This window comes from Pseudomonas sp. DF11, from assembly GCF_058148565.1.
On the sequence record NZ_JBYVYN010000001.1, the window covers coordinates 786,490 to 806,996 of the forward strand.

The 20,507-nt window shown below is 61.1% G+C and carries 14 protein-coding genes and 1 pseudogene; 8 read left to right on the forward strand and 7 right to left on the reverse strand.

The window, feature by feature from the left end:
* Positions 1–33: 33 nt before the first annotated feature.
* Positions 34–699 carry a TetR/AcrR family transcriptional regulator gene (locus AC30D9_RS03340; protein ID WP_116832658.1) on the forward strand — a complete coding sequence of 222 codons (666 nt, stop codon included), beginning with the start codon at positions 34–36 and terminating at the stop codon, positions 697–699.
* Here the strand turns inward: AC30D9_RS03340 and AC30D9_RS03345 are convergent.
* Complete coding sequence (locus AC30D9_RS03345) at positions 629–1,552, reverse strand: LysR family transcriptional regulator (protein ID WP_490143419.1); 924 nt, start codon at positions 1,550–1,552, stop codon at positions 629–631. The genes AC30D9_RS03340 and AC30D9_RS03345 overlap by 71 nt on opposite strands.
* Before the next feature lie 114 nt (positions 1,553–1,666).
* Here AC30D9_RS03345 and AC30D9_RS03350 point away from each other — a divergent pair, with 114 nt between their 5' ends.
* The 5 genes from AC30D9_RS03350 to yghU all read left to right on the forward strand — a co-directional run bounded on the left by AC30D9_RS03350 (position 1,667) and on the right by yghU (position 6,537).
* A complete protein-coding gene (locus AC30D9_RS03350) occupies positions 1,667–2,662 on the forward strand; it encodes an aldo/keto reductase (protein ID WP_490143420.1) in 996 nt (331 codons plus the stop codon).
* Between the two features lie 124 nt (positions 2,663–2,786).
* A complete protein-coding gene (locus tag AC30D9_RS03355; RefSeq protein WP_490143421.1) occupies positions 2,787–3,545 on the forward strand; it encodes a substrate-binding periplasmic protein in 759 nt (252 codons plus the stop codon).
* A 1-nt stretch (position 3,546) separates the two neighbouring features.
* A complete protein-coding gene (locus tag AC30D9_RS03360) occupies positions 3,547–4,890 on the forward strand; it encodes a diguanylate cyclase domain-containing protein (RefSeq protein ID WP_490143727.1) in 1,344 nt (447 codons plus the stop codon).
* 28 nt (positions 4,891–4,918) lie between these two features.
* Positions 4,919–5,653 (forward strand): substrate-binding periplasmic protein, encoded by a 735-nt coding sequence (locus AC30D9_RS03365; RefSeq protein WP_490143422.1) that lies wholly within the window; start codon positions 4,919–4,921, stop codon positions 5,651–5,653.
* 44 nt (positions 5,654–5,697) lie between these two features.
* On the forward strand, positions 5,698–6,537 hold the full coding sequence (gene yghU, locus AC30D9_RS03370) for a glutathione-dependent disulfide-bond oxidoreductase (protein WP_490143423.1): 840 nt from the start codon (positions 5,698–5,700) through the stop codon (positions 6,535–6,537).
* A gap of 51 nt (positions 6,538–6,588) precedes the next feature.
* Here the strand turns inward: yghU and AC30D9_RS03375 are convergent, their stop codons facing one another.
* Both AC30D9_RS03375 and AC30D9_RS03380 read right to left on the reverse strand, forming a co-directional pair.
* Positions 6,589–8,115: an FAD-dependent monooxygenase gene (locus AC30D9_RS03375; RefSeq protein WP_490143424.1), complete on the reverse strand. Its 1,527-nt coding sequence runs from the start codon at positions 8,113–8,115 to the stop codon at positions 6,589–6,591.
* 218 nt (positions 8,116–8,333) lie between these two features.
* Positions 8,334–9,440, reverse strand: coding sequence for a hypothetical protein (locus tag AC30D9_RS03380; protein WP_490143425.1), 1,107 nt, complete (start codon positions 9,438–9,440; stop codon positions 8,334–8,336).
* A gap of 341 nt (positions 9,441–9,781) precedes the next feature.
* On the opposite strand from AC30D9_RS03380, the pseudogene AC30D9_RS03385 reads away from it, so the two are divergent.
* Positions 9,782–10,936: pseudogene (locus AC30D9_RS03385) on the forward strand (FIST signal transduction protein); the annotation flags it as partial.
* 372 nt (positions 10,937–11,308) lie between these two features.
* Positions 11,309–11,809: a methyl-accepting chemotaxis protein gene (locus AC30D9_RS03390; protein WP_232201030.1), complete on the forward strand. Its 501-nt coding sequence runs from the start codon at positions 11,309–11,311 to the stop codon at positions 11,807–11,809.
* 571 nt (positions 11,810–12,380) lie between these two features.
* On the opposite strand, the gene AC30D9_RS03395 is transcribed toward AC30D9_RS03390, so the two are convergent.
* From AC30D9_RS03395 to AC30D9_RS03410, 4 genes are all read right to left on the reverse strand, one after another.
* Complete coding sequence (locus AC30D9_RS03395) at positions 12,381–15,506, reverse strand: multidrug efflux RND transporter permease subunit (RefSeq protein ID WP_490143426.1); 3,126 nt, start codon at positions 15,504–15,506, stop codon at positions 12,381–12,383.
* Positions 15,507–15,532: 26 nt separating this feature from the next.
* Complete coding sequence (locus AC30D9_RS03400; protein ID WP_307571947.1) at positions 15,533–16,687, reverse strand: efflux RND transporter periplasmic adaptor subunit; 1,155 nt, start codon at positions 16,685–16,687, stop codon at positions 15,533–15,535.
* Positions 16,688–16,757: 70 nt separating this feature from the next.
* Entirely contained in the window at positions 16,758–18,179 is a 1,422-nt protein-coding gene (locus tag AC30D9_RS03405) for a diaminobutyrate--2-oxoglutarate transaminase (protein ID WP_307571946.1), read from the reverse strand.
* Between the two features lie 108 nt (positions 18,180–18,287).
* Positions 18,288–20,351 (reverse strand): TonB-dependent receptor, encoded by a 2,064-nt coding sequence (locus AC30D9_RS03410; protein WP_307571945.1) that lies wholly within the window; start codon positions 20,349–20,351, stop codon positions 18,288–18,290.
* Positions 20,352–20,507: the final 156 nt, after the last annotated feature.

Sequence of the window (20,507 nt, forward strand, 5' to 3'; positions counted from 1 at the left end):
ATCGATCGTTATGAAAAAGCTTGAGGTGATCTGATGGGGCGACAGCGTGAGTTCGACGTGGAGAAAGCGTTGGAAGCGGCGCTTTGCGTGTTTTGGCGCAAGGGCTACGAGGGGGCGTCATACACCGACCTGACCCAGGCCACAGGCGTTGAACGCCCTGCGCTTTATTCTGCGTTCGGCAACAAGGAGGCCTTGTTCCGCAAAGCGCTCGAGCGCTATTACACGCATTATCTGGATTTCTTCCCGATGGCGCTGGAACAACCCACTTCGCGGGAGGTAGCCGAACACATCCTCCGCCGGGCGGTGGAATTGAATACCCGGTACCCGGACCGCAAAGGCTGTCTCGGAATCCATGGCGCCTTGGCAGGCTCGGACGATGCCGAACCCATTCGATGCGCCTTGATCGACGCACGAGCAACCGCAGAGGTGACGTTGCGTGAGCGCTTCGAACGGGCAAAAGAGGATGGGGATCTGCCGCAGAGCGCCAACTGCACGGCGCTGGCCGCCTTTGTACTGGCAATGACTCACGGCATGGCTGTTCAGGCCAAGGCCGGCTTTAGTCGCGAGCTTCTGGAGATGGTGGTTGACCAGGCTCTGTCGACCTGGCCGTCGAGCACAGTGCACAAGCCTACACCCGCTCCATCAGCGCCCCCTGCGCATCCGCCTCGCCGTGCAACAGCTCGATCACCCAGTCGATAAACACCCGCACCCTGGGCGACAACTGCCGGTGCGGCGGGTACACCGCTGAGATCGGCCACGTCGGCACGCGATACTCGCTCAATACTTCGACCAGCCTGCCCTCGGCCAACTGCCGTTGCACGTGGTAACGCGGCACCTGGATCAAGCCGAATCCCGCCTCACAGGCGGTCACATAAGCGTCGGCGTTATTGACGTTCAGTTCACTCGGCAATTGCATTTCGCGCACCCGCCCCGCCACCTCGAATTCGAACGGGAAAAACCGTCCATTGCCAGACGCAAAGCCAATGACCTGGTGCGCCGACAAATCCTCCAGCCGCCCAGGCGTCCCTGAGCGGGCAAGATAGCCGGGGCTGGCACAGGTCAGCTGGTGCAGGCGCACGATGGGGCGTGCCACCAACGCCTGGTCGACGACGTTACCGGCACGGATTGCACAATCCACACCCTCACGCTGCAGATGGACCTGGCGGTCATGAAAGCCCAGATCCAGTTGCAACGCCGGGTAGCGGCGGTAGAAATCCGCCAGGCGCGGCAGGATCCAGGTGCAACCAAAAGCGATGGGCATGTCCACTTTCAATGTGCCGCGCGGCTGGCTTCGCTGCGCCGACAACGAACTTTCCAGTTCATCGAGGTCGTCCAGCAACTGGCCACTGCGCTGGTAATACGCTTGACCATCAAGCGTTGCGCGCACCTGCCGGGTGGTGCGCTGCAACAATTGCACCCCTAGATGCGCTTCCAGTTGCTGGATCAGCAGGCTGACGGTGGCCCTGGGCAACCCGAGGTCATCGGCCGCCTTGCCAAAACCACCCAGTTCAACGATGCGCCGGAACACTTGCATGGCTTGTAATCGGTCCACTGTCGCGCCTCATTATTCAGATATCACGAATAGTTAAACCAATAATCGTGGGTTTATCCAGGATAACTCCTTGTTGGAGACTGAACGGGTCGTTCATTTCCAGGAGTAATCATCATGAAGACCCGCCAACTCGGCCATCGTGGCCCTTACGTTTCCTCCATCGGCCTGGGCTGCATGGGCATGTCGGATTTCTACACCACGGGCGTGGACGAGCGGGAAGCGATTGCCACGCTGCACCGCGCCGTGGAATTGGGCGTGACGCTGTTCGACACCGCCGACATGTACGGGCCATATACCAACGAAGAACTGCTCGGGCGCGCCCTGCGTGGCAAGCGTGAAGGCCTGTACCTGGCGAGCAAGTTCGGCCTGGTGCGTAGCAGCGATCCCCACGCCCGAGGCGTCAATGGCCGCCCCGAATACGTCCGGCAATCTGTCGACGGCAGCCTCAAGCGCCTCGACACCGATTACCTGGACCTCTACTACCAGCACCGCATTGACCCTGAAGTGCCCGTCGAGGAAACCATCGGCGCCATGGCCGAGCTGGTCAAAGCCGGCAAGGTCCGCCACATCGGGATCTCGGAAGCCAGCGCCGAGACCATCCAGCGGGCCCACGCCGTGCATCCATTGGCAGCGGTACAAAGCGAATACTCGCTGTGGTCCCGCGACCCCGAACAAAACGGCGTGCTCGCTACCTGCCAACGCCTGGGCATTGCGTTCGTCGCCTACAGTCCCCTGGGCCGGGGCTTCCTGACCGGCGAGCTGAAATCACCCGAGGACTTCGCCGCCGATGACTATCGTCGCTTCAGCCCACGCTTCCAGGCCGACAACTTCAATCGCAACCTGGTGCTGGTAGAGCGGGTCAAGGCCTTGGCCTCGGACAAGGGCATCAACGCCTCGCAACTGGCCCTGGGCTGGGTATTGGCCCAGGGCGAGCATGTCATTCCGATTCCGGGCACCAAGCAGCGCAAGTACCTGGAGAGCAATGTGGCAGCGGCTTCGGTGGTGTTGAGTGCTGACGAACTGGCCCAGCTGGATGGGATTTTCGCAGGCGAAGGTGCGGTGGCCGGTGACCGATACCAGGCGCAAACGATGACGCTATTGAACGGTTGATCCCGCGGCTGGGCTGTCGCTTTCGACAGGCAGGATTCAAGCAGGCGCCCGCCCAGCCGATAACCCTATCAGTGATAGCTCCCAGGCCCCGCCGGGTTCTGCCAGTTGCATAGGGTAATGATCAATGGGTTTGCCGCTTAATCGCCTGCTGATGTGGGGCGTCCTGATGTTCCTCGCTGCAAGCGCTTGCGCGGCAGAGGTACCGCTGCGCATCGTCACCGAGGAGCTGCCGCCCTACAACATGACGCAGAATGGGCGAGTGACCGGCATGAGCACCGAGGTGGTCCAGGCCGTGCTCAAGGAGGTCGGCCTGGACGCGCCTATCCAGGCCATGCCTTGGGCCCGGGCGTATGAACTGGCGCTCAATGAAAGCAACGTACTGATCTACTCGATCGTCCGTACACCGGCACGCGAATCGCTTTTCCAGTGGGTCGGCACCATTGGCCCAACGCAGTGGTATATCTACTCACTGGCGGACCGGCCGGTAAAACTCGCTTCGCTGGCCGATGCCCATGGTCACCAGATCGCCACGGTCAATCAGGACGTGGGCGAGCAATACCTGGTGTCGAAGGGCTTTCGCATCGGCGAAGAATTACAGTCGAGCACCAAGTACGAACACAACTACCGCAAGCTCAAGGTCGATCACGTGGAGCTGTGGATCTCCAATGAGCTCAACGCGTTGTACCTGACGCGCCAGAATGGCGAAGACCCGGACAAAGTGCTGATCCGCTCGCTGCCGCTGCCCGAGCTGAGCAGTACAGATGGCTTGAACATGGCGTTCAGCCGCAAGACGCCGACCGAAACAGTGGAGAAGTTCCGTGTTGGCCTTGAAACCATACGCCGCAACGGCGTCTACGATGCCATCCTGCGCAAATGGTTATGACATGGGGGGCGATTTCCGTACGGTGTCCTCCTTACAACCACAGACCAAGGCATTCAGCTCCCTGGGGCGGCGCCTGGTGCTGGCAACGCTGTTGTTCTGCCTGCTCTTTACCCTGGCGATGGTCACCTGGCGAACCTGGCTGGCCTGGGAAAACAACCTGGCGGAAATGAATTCGGAACTGGCGCTGATCGACCAGGTGTTCCAGAACACCCTGGCCCACGCCATTTGGGAGCTGGACCGTGAATCCCTCGACCAGCAAATCACCAGCGTCGCCACGGCCCCGCCCGTGGGTCGCGTGGTATTGAACATCCTGCGCCCCGGCCAAGCCCCCGAAATCATCGAACTCAATCGATACACCGTCGCTCAATCGGGCGTGGTACCGGTGCTGCATCGCCAACTCATCGCGCAGCCCTACGCCGGAGCCCAGGAAAAAGTCGGCGAGCTGACCATCGAAGGCGACAATAACCTGCTGTGGGAGCGCCTCTGGAGCGAAGCACGCAGCATCGTCATCACCCAGCTCATCCAGTCCTTGCTGCTGGCCGGGTTGGTCATGACCATGTTCAACCGCCTGGTGACCGTGCACGTGGTGCACATCGCCCGGCACTTGGGCGAACTTGCGCCGCAAACCCTCAAGCATCACCTCAAGCTGCAACGGGCGGTGTTGCGCCAGGACGAACTGAGCCTGCTCGAATCCCAGGTCAATGCACTCCAGGACAATCTCCACGCCCATCTGGAACGCCAGCGTTCGGACGAACTGGCTCTTGCCGCCAGCCGCGATCAAATGGCCGAACTGGTCGAGGCACGCACCGCTGAATTGAAGGCGGCCAACCAGTCGCTCGAAACGTTGTCACGTCACGATGCTTTGACGGGCCTGGCCAACCGTCGCTACTTCGACGAATTGAAGGAAATCGAGTTTCGCCGGGCGATCCGCCATAAGACCCCCCTGGCCGTGCTCATGTGCGATGTCGATTTCTTCAAGATCTACAACGACACCTATGGCCACATGCAGGGCGACCAGTGCTTGAAAGAGATCGCCGAGACCCTGCGCGATGTGTTCGGCCGCTCTGGCGAGCTGACCGCACGCGTAGGCGGCGAAGAGTTCGTCGTGGTCCTGCCCAACGTCGACGCCGCCCAGGCCTGCGAAGCCGCCCAACGCTTGCGTACAAGCCTGGCCGAACGTGAGTTGCCCCACAGCGGCTCCAAGGTCTCGCCTTTTGTCACCGTCAGCATCGGGGTCGCCGAGCTCGACCCGCAGACCATGGATCATTTCGATCAACTGCTGCAACGCGCCGACCAGGCGCTGTACCGGGCCAAACACCAGGGACGCGACTGCGTCGCCCTGTAACAACCATCGCGCGCCACGAGGTCTGCATATGCACATTCGCCTGACACTCTGCTCATGTTTGCTACTGGCCTCGATCAGCCTGCAAAGCCACGCCGAGGCGATCGAAGTCGTCACCGAAGACTCGCTGTACGCCTATCAGCGTGACGACAAGGTTGTCGGGCCGGGCATTCGCATCGCCGAAGAAACGCTGAAAAACGCGCAGCTCACCGACTACAGTCTGTCGCTCTACCCGTGGGCCCGGGCCTATGAAAAAGCGCTGCACGAACCTAACGTGCTGATTTTCCCGCTGGACCGCACCCCGGCTCGCGAGCAACTGTTCAAATGGGTGGGTGAAATACATCGAGTGGCGAGCCGGCTCTATAAGATGCGTGACAGCCAAGGCATTGCCGTCAACAACCTCGAGGATGCCAAGCAGTACAGCATCGGCGTGGTGCGCAATGACGCCAAGCAGATTTACCTGCAACAGCGTGGGTTCACCCGGCTGGTCATCTCGGCCAACAACCACGACAACTTTCAAAAGCTGCTCAATCGCCAGATCCAATTGCTACCGATGCCGGAGAACACCGCACGCCTGATGAGCAAAGACGCCCAAGTGGATTTCACTTCTCTGGAAGAGGTCTATACCCTCGACGAGCAACCCCACAGGGTCCACCTGGCCTTCAGCCTGAGCACACCGGATGAAGTCGTCGCCAGGGCCCAACGCGCGTTCGAGCAGCTCAAGGCTTCCGGTGAAGTGGCGCGGATCATGAACGAACAGCGGTAGACTCTGGGGGATCACACCACAAGCAACCGATGAGGTATGTCCCGATGAGCAAAGCGTCCTACGTTCCGCCCAAGGTCTGGAAAAACGACGCCCCGTCTGGCGGCCAGTTCGCCAGCATCAACCGCCCTGTTGCCGGCCCGACTCACGAAAAGACCTTGCCGATTGGCAAGCATCCACTGCAGCTCTATTCCCTGGCCACGCCCAATGGCGTGAAAGTGACCATCCTGCTGGAAGAACTGCTGGCGCGGGGTCATGCGGGCGCGGAATACAATGCCTGGCTGATCCGCATCAACGAGGGCGATCAATTCTCCAGCGGCTTTGTCCAGATCAACCCCAACTCCAAGATCCCGGCCCTGGTGGACCACAGCGTAGAGCCGGCCATCCGCGTCTTCGAGTCCGGTTCGATCCTGCTTTACCTGGCGGAAAAATTCGGCGCCTTCCTGCCCACCGATCCGGCAGGTCGCACCGAAACACTGAACTGGCTGTTCTGGCAGATGGGCGCCGCCCCGTACCTGGGTGGTGGCTTCGGGCATTTCTACGCGTATGCGCCGGAGAAGCTCGAATACCCGATCAATCGCTTCACCATGGAGGCCAAGCGTCAACTCGACGTGCTGGATCGCCGCCTTGGCGAAAGCCACTACCTGGCAGGCGACGACTACACCATCGCCGACATCGCGGTCTGGCCCTGGTATGGCCAACTGGTGCGCAACAACGTCTACGGCGCCGCCGAATTCCTCAGTGCCCACGAATACACCCATGTGCAGCGCTGGGCGGAAGAAATTGCCAAGCGCCCGGCCGTCCTGCGTGGACAACGCGTCAACCGCACGTGGGGTGACGAGGCGAGCCAGGTGCCGGAGCGGCATGAGGCTGGGGATCTGGGCTGAAGACGCTCACAGGTCGACCATCGGCAGCGTCCAGCGCCCAACCTGACGCGCTCAAACCGGCAGTGTCAGGCCCCGGTCGCTGAAATACTGGCTCAAGGTTGCCGTAGACGCTTGCGGATCCGCCAGGGCGACGTAGGTATCGGGACGCAGCAGGTAGGCGGCGTCCTGACACAACCCGGCTTGGCGATGCTCATGCTGCCAGGCGAACGTGTGCAGGGGGATCTGGTGCTGGCGGCTCCAGGCTTTCAGGTCCCCCCGGGCCTCACCGTAGACATGCACCTGCCAGCCGATGGTCGCGAGCGGTTCGTAGTTGTCGGCACCCGGCAGCGGTACCCATGGCAAACGGTCACCGCCCTGCACTTCACCCGCCTTGCCGGCACTCAATGGGCTTTCGTGATAATTCAAGGAGGTCTGGGACACCATCCGGAACAGGTACTCACGCACGTTCTCGCTCTTGTAGGCAACGCTTGCGAAGAGCGGTGCGATGCGCGTGCGCACGAAGTCGGCAAAATTGCCTTGGGCGGTGGCAAAGGTGAACAGCCGGTCTGTGGTTTCCACAAGCTTTTGCGCAAACGCCTGGCGTTCCGCCTGGTAACTGTCGAGCAGCGAGTCTGTTGCCCGCCCCTTCACCACCGCCGCCAGTTTCCAGGCCAGATTGATCGCGTCGAGGATGCCGGTATTCATGCCTTGGCCGCCGGCCGGGCTGTGGACATGGGCAGCGTCTCCCAGCAAAAACGCCCTGCCCCAGCGGAACTGATCCGTGACGCGATGATGAACCCGGTAAGTGGAGAACCAATTGACGTGATCGACTCTGATGTTCAGGCCGTTAATCGCGTCGTGACCCACGTCCTCGAACGTAAGCGTCTCCGGGTGTTCTGCGCGCTCGTCACGAACCGTGCCGATCAGGCGATATTGACCAGTTTCGCCATAGAAAAACACCAGCACGAATTCGGATTTATCAAACGCTATATGGGCCTCGCCCGCAGGCTCGAAACCGCTGGCAGAAACGTCCGCCACGTAGAACAGCTGCTTATAGGTACCGCCCTCGAAACCGCTCCCCACCTGATGCCGCACGAGCGAGCGCGCGCCATCGCAGCCTGCCAGGTAAGCGGCCGTGAGCGTCTCTTCGCGACCATCCGCCTGCTTCAAGCGCGCGGTAACCCGATCGCCATGGTCCTCGAAAGACAGCAGTTCGGTCTGCCGCTCGACTTCGACGCCCAGGGACTTAAGCTGCTCGACCAACAGCTGCTCATGACGATCCTGGGGGTATATGAGGACAAAAGGATAAGGCGATACATCCCCGCCGGCATCCACCAGCGGAATCCGCGCCTTGCGTTTTCCCAGGGCCCACATGTTCATGGCCGGGGTCTTGTACCCGGCTTCGATGACCGCACCGGCCATGCCGAGTTGGCGATACAACTCAAGGGTACGGGCCTGGACGGCCATGGCCCGCGATGTTTCGCCCGGCCCATGGCTCTTGTCGATGATCCTGACAGCCACTCCCTGCCGGGTGAGCCATAACGCCAGGACCAATCCAGTAGGGCCGGCTCCCACAATGAGAATGTCGGTTTGTACCATGCTCGTGCCTCTGGAGGACTGATGACGCTGGAGGCACTTAATAATGGTCGAGGAAGGCTGAATGTCAACGAACGGCCGGCGGGCAAGTAAGGCACATCGTTCTGCGGCTACTGTGGGAGCGAGCCTGCTCGCGATAGCGTCATGACCGTCAACATCGAAGTCGCCTGACACACCGCTATCGCGAGCAAGCTCGCTCCCACCAGTTTTTCATCAGGTGGTCAGCGATTGGCCTCCAGCTTATATCCATCACCCGCCGACGCCGGAGTCGTTTCATTGGCCAGGGCGAAGATACACTCATCCAGATACGGCCTGACGTCCGCCCATTTCTTGCGATCCGCGATAAACCCCCTCAGCTTCTTGCCGGCATCCACGACATCCGGCTCATGCGCCATCAGCATCAGCCTGGCAACCGAACTGGCATCGGCGTCCTTATGCTTGGCATGGTCCTGCCGGGCGTAAGAATGAAACTCCTCGATTCGCCCCAGCACAGCTTCGGTCCCGCCCATGCACTTGTCACCCAAAACCTCTTCGCGCCGCTGCGCATGCCCGCCGGCAAAACTGTCCTGGACAAGATGAAGCAGGCTGCCAAACGCCACCTGGCTCACATTCGCCCGCAGCCATGGGCGCCCGACCGCAAAAAGGTCCTGCACCGTCTGCCCATTATTGAAATGCTGCTCCCAGCCTTCGATCTTGATGTCTTTCAAATAGGTATTGATGGGGTAGGTTCCGTCGGCAACCCCCCAGGCGAACTCGGCCCACATCATGATTTCACGCTTGGTCTGCTCTGGCGTGGCGCCCTCCTGGGAAGCCATTGCATGCAAGAACTGCAAGTCGCCGAAATGCGAACGAGAGATGTAATTCCCCGACCCCATGAATGCCATCGGATCGGAGGCGCTTTTGTCCTCGGCTTTCTCGAACAGATTTACCCAGCACCGCGTCTGCGAGATAAAGCCAACCGAATAACGCCCATCACAACCCTTGGTCTTGGCATCTTCCGCGCCAGGCATGAACACCGGATCATCGTTCCAGCGAACCCCGGCAATAACATAAGCGCCGGCATTCTCCAGGTTGGGATTGCTGCACTCCTGCCAATCCCCGTCGCACCCATAGATTTTCTGCGTCAACGCCTCATGGGCCGGATCGGAAAAATTATGCAGCGCAAAGCTGGCGAAAGGCACCGTCGCCTTATAGGAAACCCCGTATTTCTTGGCCATCTCTCGCTCAGCCAAGGTGCCATCCGGTGAAAGTTGAAAGGCATTGGCCTGACCGATGCAACCCAACAAAACACCCCACACAACTCCCGACACGGCTTTGTATGTATTCATGGATCGTCTCTGCAAAGGGCGATGACGGACAAGTTCTGGTCTCGCGCCTGGGGTTGATTGTGATGGGCGTGGCGAATGGCAAGACGCCACCATCGAAGCATAGCGGGTGGCGCTTTGTCGTCCAGCGGATGAGAACTGATTTTTTCCATAGGTTTCTCCAGAGACTTATACGAAAGTCGCTGACCAACAGACGTAGTAAACCCCAACCAAAAGCCCCTATGGACCACCCCCGCCAATAGCCCAAGCTCACGCCCATACAAGCCCCCCAGCCGTGACCGCTATAGAGAAAGGACTCCGCCCCATACCCATACGCCTCACGTCGCGCTCAACCGAGTCCAGCCATGAACCTACTGAGCCTCTTCAACAAAGCCCGAGCCCGCAACCAGGGGACGGTCAGCGTGGTCTGCACTTCGGGTGAACTTGACCAGACGCTGGCCAACCTACGCATCACTCCCGTGTTGGTCACCGGGTTTGTCTCCCCTCACCTGGACATCGACCGAGTAGCTGCCAAGGTCAAGAAGCGCTTTCCCAACAGCACCATCAGCCTGTGCACGACCTCGGGTGAGTTGTGCAACGGTGCGAATACGCTGTACTGCCAAACCGGCGAGGCCTGGGACCGGGTGGTGCTGCTGCTGTTTGACGCCAGTGTGATTGTGTCGGCCGAGGTGGTGATGGTGCCGCTGGAGTGCGAGGACATTCGCGGTGGCGGCAAGCGCCTGGCCATGCGTGAGCGAATCACCCGATTGGTGAATAACATCAAGCAGGCGCAAGTGAGCACGCCCATTGATCATCGCGATACCTTGGCCTACGTGGTGTTCGATGGTCTTTCGGCCTCCGAGTCGTTCTTTATGGAGGCGCTCTATGAATCTGGACGTTTCCCTTGCCTGTTCGTCGGCGGGTCGGCCGGTGGCAAGACGGATTTCAAAAAGACCCTGATCAGTGATGGGCAGCGCAGTTATCAGAACCATGCGCAGATTGTCTTCCTGAAAACCGCGGCGGATGTGCGCTTCGGGGTGTTCAAGAGCCAGAACTTCCAACCTGCCGGGCTGACGTTCAATGTGCTGACCGCATCGGTCGAAGACCGCACCATCGACCAGGTCATCGACAGCCGTGGGAACATCAAGAGCATGGTCCAGGCGCTGTGCGATGCGTTCGAGTGCAGTGCCCAGGCGCTGGAAAAGAAGCTGGCCGATTATTCATTCGCCATCCGTGTGGGTGATGAGCTGTTCGTACGCTCGATTGCCCGTATCGACTATCAGCAGCAGATCATCCAGCTGTTCTGCGACGTGGCGCCCGGCGAAGAGCTGGTGATGGTCAAGCGCACCCCCCTTCGCGAGGCGACCAGACTCGACTACGAGAAATTCCTCAAGGGCAAGGGCGGCCGTCCGGTGGCCGCCATTCTCAACGACTGCATCCTGCGCCGGCTCAACAACAGCAGCGACCTGGGCAGCATGGCCGGTATTTTCGGGGATGTGCCCTTGGCCGGCTTCTCGACCTTTGGTGAAATCCTCGGCTTGAACCTGAATCAGACGCTCACGGCGATTTTCTTCTTTCGAATCACCAAGGGCGCCAGTTTCGTCGATGAATACGTCGATAACTTCATCGCCCACTATGGCGAGTTCAAGGCGTTTTTCCTGCGCCGCCAGGTCAAGAAGCTGGCGGGCCTGAACCATGTGGTGGTCAAGCAGATCATGGCGTTCAAGATGAATGACTTCAGTAGCGCCTTGGACACTCGCGGCCTGGATAACACGATCCTGCCGGTGTTCGACGGCCTGACGGACCTGGGCCAGGTATTGGCCCACGCCAGCCAGCAGCAAGCGCAGATCGCAACGCAGATCAAGCATTACTCCGGCGAGCTGCACCTGTCGATGGATGACCTGACGGGCACGATCGACCGGCAAAACAACGTCGCCGAGCAGGCCGGCACGACTGTCGAGCAGCTTGCCACCCAAGCGGGTGAAGCGGTGGTCGGCGCCCGGGCGCTGGCCAGTTCGAGCTTGCGTATCCAGTCGATCGTACAGGTTATCCAGCAAATCGCCGGACAGACCAACCTGTTGGCCCTCAACGCCGCCATCGAAGCGGCGCGCGCCGGTGAGATGGGCAGAGGGTTTGCGGTGGTGGCTGACGAGGTTCGCAAGCTGGCGGAGATCACCCGCAAGAATGCCGCGGAAATCGGCGTCGACATTGACCTGCTCTCCACGGAGATCCAAGGTGTCGCCCAACAGATCGAAGACCAGTCCATCGCCGTGAGCGCCCTGCGCGAGATGCTCGATGCCCTGGAAGACTCGAGCCGCACCACCGAAGGCACGGCGCAACGTACGAAGGCTATCGCGGACACCTTGACCGGGCTGACCCACGCCAATGCCTGAAGTCGAGCACGGTAGGATGGCCGGACTTGGCAATATGGTTCCAACAGGTCTGCTTGGAAGGCCGATAGCACCGGCTTACTGACGGGCGAGATCGCGCGTCCGCCGCAGATCCCAGTGGATGCGGGCTTGCTCGCGATAGCGGTGGGTCAGCTTGCATTGATGTTGGATGTGCTGCCGTCATCGCGAGCAGGCTCGCTCCCACAGGTTATTTGTGGTGATTCCAAATGCCGTGAACACCCGCAATCCCTTGTGGGAGCGGGCTTGCTCGCGAAAGCGGTGGGTCAGTTGGCAGTGATGTCGGATGTGCCGCCGTCATCGCGAGCAGGCTCGCCCCCACTGATTATTTGTGGTGACTCCAAATGCCGTGAACACCCGCAATCCCCTGTGGGACCGAGCCTGCTCGCGAAAGCGGCTGGTCAGTTGGCAGTGATGTTGGCTGTGCCGGCGTCATCGCGAGCAGGCTCGCTCCCACAGGGTTTGGTGATCACTGCAGAGACCTTGAACGGCTACCTGGGGCTCGGTGTTTTCCAACGCCGGAAGTGCCTTCCACCCAGCCCGAATCAACGGGATGTCACGCGCCCTCCTCGATCGATGCACCACGGCGGCGGCGCAAGCGGTTCGCCATGGACAGCACCTGGACGTAGAACACCGGCACGAACAAAACCCCGAGCACGGTCGCTGCCAACATGCCGCCGACCACGCCGGTGCCGAGCGCTCGCTGGCTGGCAGCACCGGCACCGCTGGCGAACGCCAGGGGCATCACTCCCAGGATGAAGGCCAGGGAGGTCATGACGATCGGTCGGAATCGCAGGCGTGCCGCTTGAGCCGCCGCCTGCGCAAGGCTGGCGCCCTCAGCGTGGAGGGCCTTGGCAAATTCGACGATCAGGATGGCGTTCTTGGCGGAAAGACCGATGATCGTGATCAAGCCCACTTTGAAATAGACATCATTGGACATGCCCATCACCGTCACCGCCAATACCGAACCGAGCATGCCCACCGGCACGATCAGCAGCACGGCAAAGGGAATCGCCCAGCTTTCATACAGGGCGACCAGCACCAGCAAAACCATGGTCAACGACAACCCTACCAACAGCGGCACCTGATCGCTGGCCTGTTGTTCCTGCAACGACAGCCCCGCCCATTCGAGACTGAAACCGGCTGGCAACTGCCGGGCGATGTCCTGCAACGCCTGCATCGCCTGCCCGGTGCTGTAGCCCGGCGCGGCATCCCCGGAAAAACGCAGCGATGCCGAGCCGTTATAGCGAGCGATCTGCAACGGCCCGACCTGCCATTCAAAACGGCTGAACGCATCCAGCGGCACCAGGCGCCCCTGGCGGTTGGGCACTTGCAGGCGCAGCAGCGCTTGCGGCGTCTGCCGGCTCATGCCATCGGCCTGGATGATCACCCGCTGCATCCGTCCCTGATTGGCGAACTCGTTGATCTGCTCCGAACCCAGCGCCGAGGACAGCGCCGCACTGATCACATCGAAACTCACCCCCAGCGCCTCGGCCTTTTCACGGTCGATGCTGACGTTGATTTGCGGTGCATCGGCCAGGCCATCCTCCATCAAATGGTCAATCACCGGCGAGGCCTTGGCTGCCTCGAGCAATTGGTTGCGCGCCTTCAATAGCGCTTCGTGCCCCTGCCCCGCCAGATCCTGCAAGCGCAACTCGAAGCCGCTGGAGGTGCCAAGACCGTCGACTGGCGGCGGCACCACGCTGAACAACGTGCCATCGGCGACCTCTTCAAAGGCGTCGTTCGCGCGTCGAGCCACCTCGTCGCTGGCCTGCCCACTACCGCGCAGCGACCAATCCTTGAGGGTGACATACGACAACGCCGCATTGGCACCCTCCCCGGAAAAACTGAACCCCATGATCGCCAACACCTGGTCCGTGGCTGGTTGCGCCAGGGCATATCGCTCCCATGCCTGGACCGTCACGTCGGTGCGCGCGGCCGATGCGGCGGGTGGCAGCTGTATATCGGTGACGATGTACCCCTGGTCCTCCGCTGGCAGGAACGAGGACGGCAACCGGGCATAGGTGAAGCCGAGTACCAGCAGCAACACCAGGTACAGACACAGGCTGCGACTACCGCGTCGAACCCAGCTCGCGCCCAGTCGCTCATAACGCTGGGCCAAGGCCTCGAAGCGTCGATTGAAAGCGCTCGCCCAGCGGTTGGGCCGGGTCGGGTGCGCCGAGTCGAAAGGTTTGAGCACGGTGGCACACAGGGCCGGCGTCAAGGTCAGCGCCAGGAACCCGGAGAACAGGATCGACACCGACAAAGCCACGGCAAACTGCTGGTAGATCACGCCCACCGAGCCGCCCATGAACGCCAGCGGCAGAAACACCGCCGCCAACACCAGGGTAATGCCGACAATCGCCCCGCTGATCTGGCGCATGGCCTTGCGGGTCGCGGCCTTGGGCGACAGGTGTTCTTGGGCGATCAACCGCTCGACGTTTTCCACCACGACAATGGCGTCGTCCACCAGGATCCCGATCGCCAGCACCATGCCGAACAACGTCATCATGTTGATCGAGAAGCCCAGCGCGGCCATGACCGCGACCGTTCCCAGCAGGCAGACCGGCACCACCACCGCCGGAATCAGCGTATAGCGCAGGTTCTGCAAGAACAGCAGCATTACCAGGAACACCAGGACCATGGCTTCGGCCAGGGTGTAGATGACTTGCTTGATTGCCACCTCGACAAAGTACGAGGTGTCATACGGCACGCTCAGGACCATGTTCGCCGGCAAGGTGCTCGACAGCTGTGCGAGCCGCGTCTTGATCGCCTCCGCCGTTTGCAGTGCGTTGGCGCCCGGTGCCAGTTGCACCGACATGGCCGCCGCCGGCTTGCCGTTCAGGCGCGCGTCGAAGCGGTAGTCCTTGCGCCCCAGCTCGACCCGCGCCACGTCGTGGATCCGCACGCTGGAACCGTCATCGTTGGCCCGCAGCACAATGTTGCCGAACGCCTCCACCGATTCGAGCTGCCCTTGCACCATCACCGTGGCAGTGATCTGCTGGTCGGCGGGCCCCGGCCTCTCCCCCAGGCTGCCAGCCGGCACCTGTATGTTCTGCCCGGCGATGGCCCTGCCGACATCGGCCATCGACAGGTTGTAGCCCACCAGCCGCGCCGGATCGACCCAGATCCGCATGGCCCGTTCGGCGGTGTACATCTGCACCCGTCCGACCCCGGCCACCCGGCGAATTTCGTTGTTGATGGCGCGGGCGGCATAGTCGGCCAACCCGACGGAGTCCTGCTGGCCATCGGTGTAGGACAAGGCATACACCAGGAGGAAGTTGGAACGTGCCTGCTCCACTTCCAGCCCTTGCTCGATCACCGCCTGGGGCAAGCGGCCGATCACTCGCTGCAAGCGGTTCTGCACATCGACCTGGGCCATGTCGGGATCCGTGCCCGGCTTGAAGGTGATGGTGGTTTCGGCGCCGCCGTTGGCGCTGTTGGATTCGTAATAGATCAAGCCCTTGAGGCCGTTGAGCTCCTCTTCGATCAGGCTGGTGACGTTCTGGCTGACAATCAGCGCCGAGGCCCCCGGATAGTTGGCGCTGACATTGATTTGCGGCGGCGCCACGTCCGGGTACTGGCTGACCGCCAAGGAGCCCAGCGTCAGTACGCCGGCCAGGGCGATGAACAAGGTGATGACCCAGGCAAAGTTCGGACGGTTGATGAAAAAATCCGGCATCGTTTTCTTCCCAAGGCCGCTGGCCGTCAGTTACGGGCCTGTTGCTCGGCCAAGGTAACCACGTGGACCTGCGTCCCCGCGCTGAGTTTGTCGGCCCGCTCGATCACCACCTGCTCGCCCGCCGCCAGTCCCTGGGTGATCTGCCAGTCGGTGCCGAACATCGCACCGGTGCTGACCACCCGTTCGCGCACCACTCCACCGACATCCACCAGCATCAACCGGGCCTGGCCGTCAGCACCGCGCTGTACCGCCTGCTGTGGCACGAACAGCGCTTGTGGGTCGACCCCTGCCGGCGCCACCACCCGCACGTACATGCCTGGTAGCAGCACGTTGTCCGGGTTGGGGAATTCGCCGCGCAAGGTCACTTGCCCGGTGCTTCGGTCCACGGAAATATCGGAAAACATCAACTTGCCGCGTCGGGTCTGGGCGGGATTGCCCACCTGTACCGTCACCTCGGCCGCACCGCTGCCATCGAGGGTCAGGCGCCCACTGGCCAGCGCCTGCTGCAAGGCCACCACCTGATCGGCGGATTGGGTGAAGTCTGCATAAATGGGGTCCAGTTGCTGGATCCGCGCCATCTGCGTCGCCTCGTCCTGCCCCACCAGCGCGCCTTCGCTGACCAGGGCTCGACCGATGCGGCCGCTGATCGGCGCGCGCACCTGGCAGTAATCCAGGTTGAGCCGGGCACTGGTCAGGTCGGCCTGGGCCGCCAGGCGATTGGCCTGGGCGCTCTTGAGATCGGACATGGCTTCGTCGAACGCCTGCGGGCTGACGGCGCTGATCTCCACCAGTTGCTTGAAGCGCTGCACCTGGGCGTTGGCCCGATAGACATCGGCCTCGACCCTGGCCAGCGCACCTTCGGCGCGCATCAGCGCCGCCTTGAGCGGCGCCGGGTCGATGCTGAACAGCAACTGGCCGGCCTTGACGTCACTGCCCTCCTGGAAGTGCCGGGTCAGCACCACACCGGCCACCCGCGCGCGCACCTCGGCGATGCGCACCGGCTCGATCCGACCGGGCAAGTCAGTGGTCATGGCAAACGCTCGCGGCTGGACCGTCAGCGTCTTGACCTGCGGCAACGCCGCACTGGGCCTGGCGCGCGGTTCCTGGGCACCACAGGCGCTTAACCCAAGCACCAGCAGCAACAGCGAGGCGGGTTTCAGCGAGGCGAAATTCTTCTGCATTGTCACTCCCTGCCCCATGAAAAAAAGGCTTGCCGATGGCAGTCGGCAAGCCCTGGACATCGCTGGATGATTAACCCGCAGGACGCTCGTTGATCGTGCTCGCGGCCTGGAACAGGATTTTCGCGACAAAATCGATTTCCTGCTCGGTAATGATCAACGGCGGCAGCAAGCGCACGGTCGCGCCGTGGCGTCCGCCCAGTTCAACGATCAATCCGTGCTTCAGGCAGGCCTGCTGGAAAGCCTTGGCCCGGGCCGTGTCCACCGGCGGATGGCCCTGTACATCGAGGGTGCCCTGGGGGTCGACAATTTCCATGCCGAGCATCAGGCCGCGACCGCGCACATCGCCGATCCAGGCAAACTCGCTTTGCAGTGCCCGCAGTTGTTTTTGCAAGTGCGCGCCCACCGTTTCGGCGTGCTGGACCAGGCCATGGTCACGAATGAAGCGCAAGGTCGCGGTGCCTGCCGCCATCGCCAGCTGATTGCCACGGAACGTGCCGGCGTGGGCACCCGGTTGCCAGACATCCAGCGACTCGTGATAGACCATGACCGACAGCGGCAAGCCACCGCCAATGGCTTTGGACAGGGTAATGACATCCGGCGTGATGCCCGATTGCTCGAAGCCGAACATCCGGCCACTGCGGGCGATGCCGCACTGGATCTCATCGACGATCAGCGGGATGCCATGGGCCTGGGTCAAGCGGCGCAGCTCCTGCAGCCAGCGGTCCGGCGCGGCGATCACCCCGCCCTCGCCCTGGATCGGCTCCAAAATCATCGCCGCCGGTGCGGTCACTCCGCTTTCCGGGTCGTTGAGCAAGTGTTCGAGGTAGCGAACGTTCAACGTGACCGCCTGATCGCCGGCCACCCCGAACGGGCAGCGGTAATCGTGGGGGAACGGCAAGCGCTGCACACCTGGCATCAACGCACCGAGGGCGTTTTTGGGCGACAGGTTGCCACTGATGGCCAGCGTGCCCAGGGTCATCCCGTGATAGGCCCCTTCGAACGCCAGGACCGAATGCCGCCCCGTCGCGGTACGGGTCAGCTTGAGCGCGGCCTCGACCGCATCGGCCCCGCTCGGGCCGCAGAACTGGATGCGTGCATGGCGAGCGAACTCGCTGGGCAGGCATGCGAAAATCTCTTGGACGAATGCGTCCTTCACAGGTGTCATGAGGTCCAGGGTATGCATCGGCACACCAGCGGCCATGACCTGGGTGATGGCTTCGATGATCACCGGATGGTTGTGCCCCAGCGCCAGGGTGCCGGCACCGGCCAGGCAATCGACGAACACTTGCCCGCGACTGTCCTGCACATAAATGCCATGGGCCCTTTCAAGCACCAGGGGAATGCGTCGCGGGTAACTGCGGGCGTTGGATTCCTGCTGTTGCTGACGTTCCAGCAACGGTGTCGAATCGAGGCAGTAAGGACTCGACAGGCCAGTGTGCAACAGGCGTAGCTGTTGCGCGCCACCCGCTGTGACATTCGAAAAAGCACTCATGATTTCCTCCATGGAGGCTGGGTTTGGAAGGGAACAAACAGCCTGGAAACACACATCCGGGAAGCAACAAGCCAGGCGCGGGGAGATTGCCTCCCCGCGCCCATGGGTTTACATGTCGTAACGCAGGATCATGCCGAACGTGCGCGGTGCGCCGACGTCGATGATCTCGTCGTTGCGATTGTTGGTGACGTACTCCTTGTCGAACGCATTCTTGACGTAGGCGGACACGGCGACGTTCTTGGTGACTTTGTACTCGGTGTTGAAGTTCACCAGCACATAGGCGTCGCTCTTACGCTCGCCACTGACTTTGCCGTTTGAGTCGAATTCGTACTCCGAAGGCGCAGTGCTCTGATAGACAATGTCCGTGCCGAATATCAGGCGATCGTCGAAGCGATAGACACCACCCACCGAGGCCTTGTATTTAGGCGAGTAGAGGAACGATTCACCGCTCCTGTCCTGGCCATTGTCAGCGACGAAGTCCTTGTATTTGCTGTCAGTAATGGCACCACCGACGTTCAGGGTCAGTTGTTCGGTGATGTCTTTTTCGACGAAGACTTCCAGGCCCTTGATGTCACTGCGACCGGCGTTGTAGATATCAATGACGTTGCTGCCAGACTGCCGCACGCTGACCTGTTGGTCTTTCCAGTCGGTGTAGTACAGGTTGGCGCGGGCGCGCAGGGTCTTGTCGAAGAACGAACCGCGATAGGACAGCTCGTAGTTGGTGGTGTATTCCGGGTCGTAGGCCTGGTGACCGCTACCGGAGCGCAGGTTGACACCACCACCGCGATAGCCCTTCTGCACCATGAATCCGAGGTACTGGTCCGTGGCCAATTCATAGTCGATGCCCAGTTTCGGCAGTACGGCATCAAACGACTTCTTGATTTTCTCGGGAACGAAACGGCCGTCCTCCTCGATATCGGTATTGTTCGTCTCGTGGTCGTAACGCAGGCCGGTGATCAACGTCCAGCGCGGCGCGAACGTCCAGTTGACTTCACCGAACACCGCCTTGTTTTCAATCTTGGTATCACCTTTGACGGTACGCACCAGCACGTCATCGAACAACAGCCGGTCGTGGAACTTGTTGGTGTTGTGGCCATAGTAGGCGCCGACGAAACTCTTCACCGTGTCCGAGGCGTAATTCAGACGCAGTTCCTGGCTGAACAGGTTCCCGTCTTGCTTACGCAGAACGACCTCGTTGTCCACCGCATTCTGGTCAAAATCCAGACGGTTGCTGTAGTCCGTGCTGGTATTGGCGGTCATGCTGGTCAGCGACCAGGCATCGTTCAGGCGATAATCCACCTTGGCGCTGAGGGTGTCTTGCTTGAGGTTGTCGAAGGCTTCGGTATTGGACGCGATGTCGTAATAGCTCGGCTTGCCATCGGAACCGCGCATCGTCGAGCGGTCACCCTGGCGGTGTTCGTTATGGGCATAAGTCAGCAAGACGTCGGTGTCGTCATTGGGCAGGATCAGCAATTTACCGCGGGCATTGCTGGTGCGATGCGGGTTGGCATCCTTATCGAGCGTGGTGTTGCGGATGTAGCCGTCACCGTCGGAATAATCCACGGCAATACGCCCGGCGATCTTCTCATCCACGATCGCTCCGCCACCCGCCACGGCCGCTCCGTGCTCACCATAGTTCCCCACATTGGTTTGCGCCGAGAAGGAAGGCTCGAAGGTTGGATTTTTAGTCTGGATAACCACCGCACCGGCCAGGGAGTTACGCCCCTGGGTGGTGGACTGTGGACCCAGGAATACTTCGACCTGCTCGGCATCCCAGAGCGGGACCGGGCTGAGGGTCAGCGCGCGGTTCGGCTGCACGGCGCCGTCGACATATACCGATACCGCACCGTTGAGGGCCGCCGGGCCCTGGTCGTCGAAACCGGACACCGGCACGCCACGAATCCCCCAGTTCTCATTGCCGGCCTGGCTATAGACGCCGGGCGTACGGGCAAAGACATCCACCAGGTCCTTGTCGCCATGCTCACGCAGGTTCTTGTCGGTGACGACCACGACGCTGGATTGGGTTTTCTCGAGGGTACGGTCGATTTTTTCACCCGTCACGGTGATGGGAGCGATCTCCATCTTGCTCGCTTCTTCAGCCGCCCATGCGCCGTTGCTCAAGCCGATGGCCGACCCCACAGCCAACGCAATTGTGTTCTTTTTGAAATTCACGCCCCGCTCCCCTGCGACAGATATTTTTAGGTTTTTTGAGCTGGCCGAAGGCTGTTTGGCGCCAGCGGAGCGGAGTCTAATCCAAAAAAAAAATTAAATAAATAGTATTGATAATCCATCTCATTTGTACCTAGTATGTCGTCTTGTATTGATCTG

Bases quoted from the DNA above. Each gene is read 5' to 3' on its own strand.
- AC30D9_RS03340 (WP_116832658.1), top strand. From the start codon at position 34: ATGGGGCGACAGCGTGAGTTCGACGTGGAGAAAGCGTTGGAAGCGGCG.
- AC30D9_RS03350 (WP_490143420.1), top strand. From the start codon at position 1,667: ATGAAGACCCGCCAACTCGGCCATCGTGGCCCTTACGTTTCCTCCATC.
- AC30D9_RS03355 (WP_490143421.1), top strand. From the start codon at position 2,787: ATGGGTTTGCCGCTTAATCGCCTGCTGATGTGGGGCGTCCTGATGTTC.
- AC30D9_RS03360 (WP_490143727.1), top strand. From the start codon at position 3,547: ATGGGGGGCGATTTCCGTACGGTGTCCTCCTTACAACCACAGACCAAG.
- AC30D9_RS03365 (WP_490143422.1), top strand. From the start codon at position 4,919: ATGCACATTCGCCTGACACTCTGCTCATGTTTGCTACTGGCCTCGATC.
- yghU (WP_490143423.1), top strand. From the start codon at position 5,698: ATGAGCAAAGCGTCCTACGTTCCGCCCAAGGTCTGGAAAAACGACGCC.
- AC30D9_RS03375 (WP_490143424.1), bottom strand. From the start codon at position 8,115: ATGGTACAAACCGACATTCTCATTGTGGGAGCCGGCCCTACTGGATTG.
- AC30D9_RS03380 (WP_490143425.1), bottom strand. From the start codon at position 9,440: ATGAATACATACAAAGCCGTGTCGGGAGTTGTGTGGGGTGTTTTGTTG.
- AC30D9_RS03390 (WP_232201030.1), top strand. From the start codon at position 11,309: ATGGATGACCTGACGGGCACGATCGACCGGCAAAACAACGTCGCCGAG.
- AC30D9_RS03395 (WP_490143426.1), bottom strand. From the start codon at position 15,506: ATGCCGGATTTTTTCATCAACCGTCCGAACTTTGCCTGGGTCATCACC.
- AC30D9_RS03400 (WP_307571947.1), bottom strand. From the start codon at position 16,687: ATGCAGAAGAATTTCGCCTCGCTGAAACCCGCCTCGCTGTTGCTGCTG.
- AC30D9_RS03405 (WP_307571946.1), bottom strand. From the start codon at position 18,179: ATGAGTGCTTTTTCGAATGTCACAGCGGGTGGCGCGCAACAGCTACGC.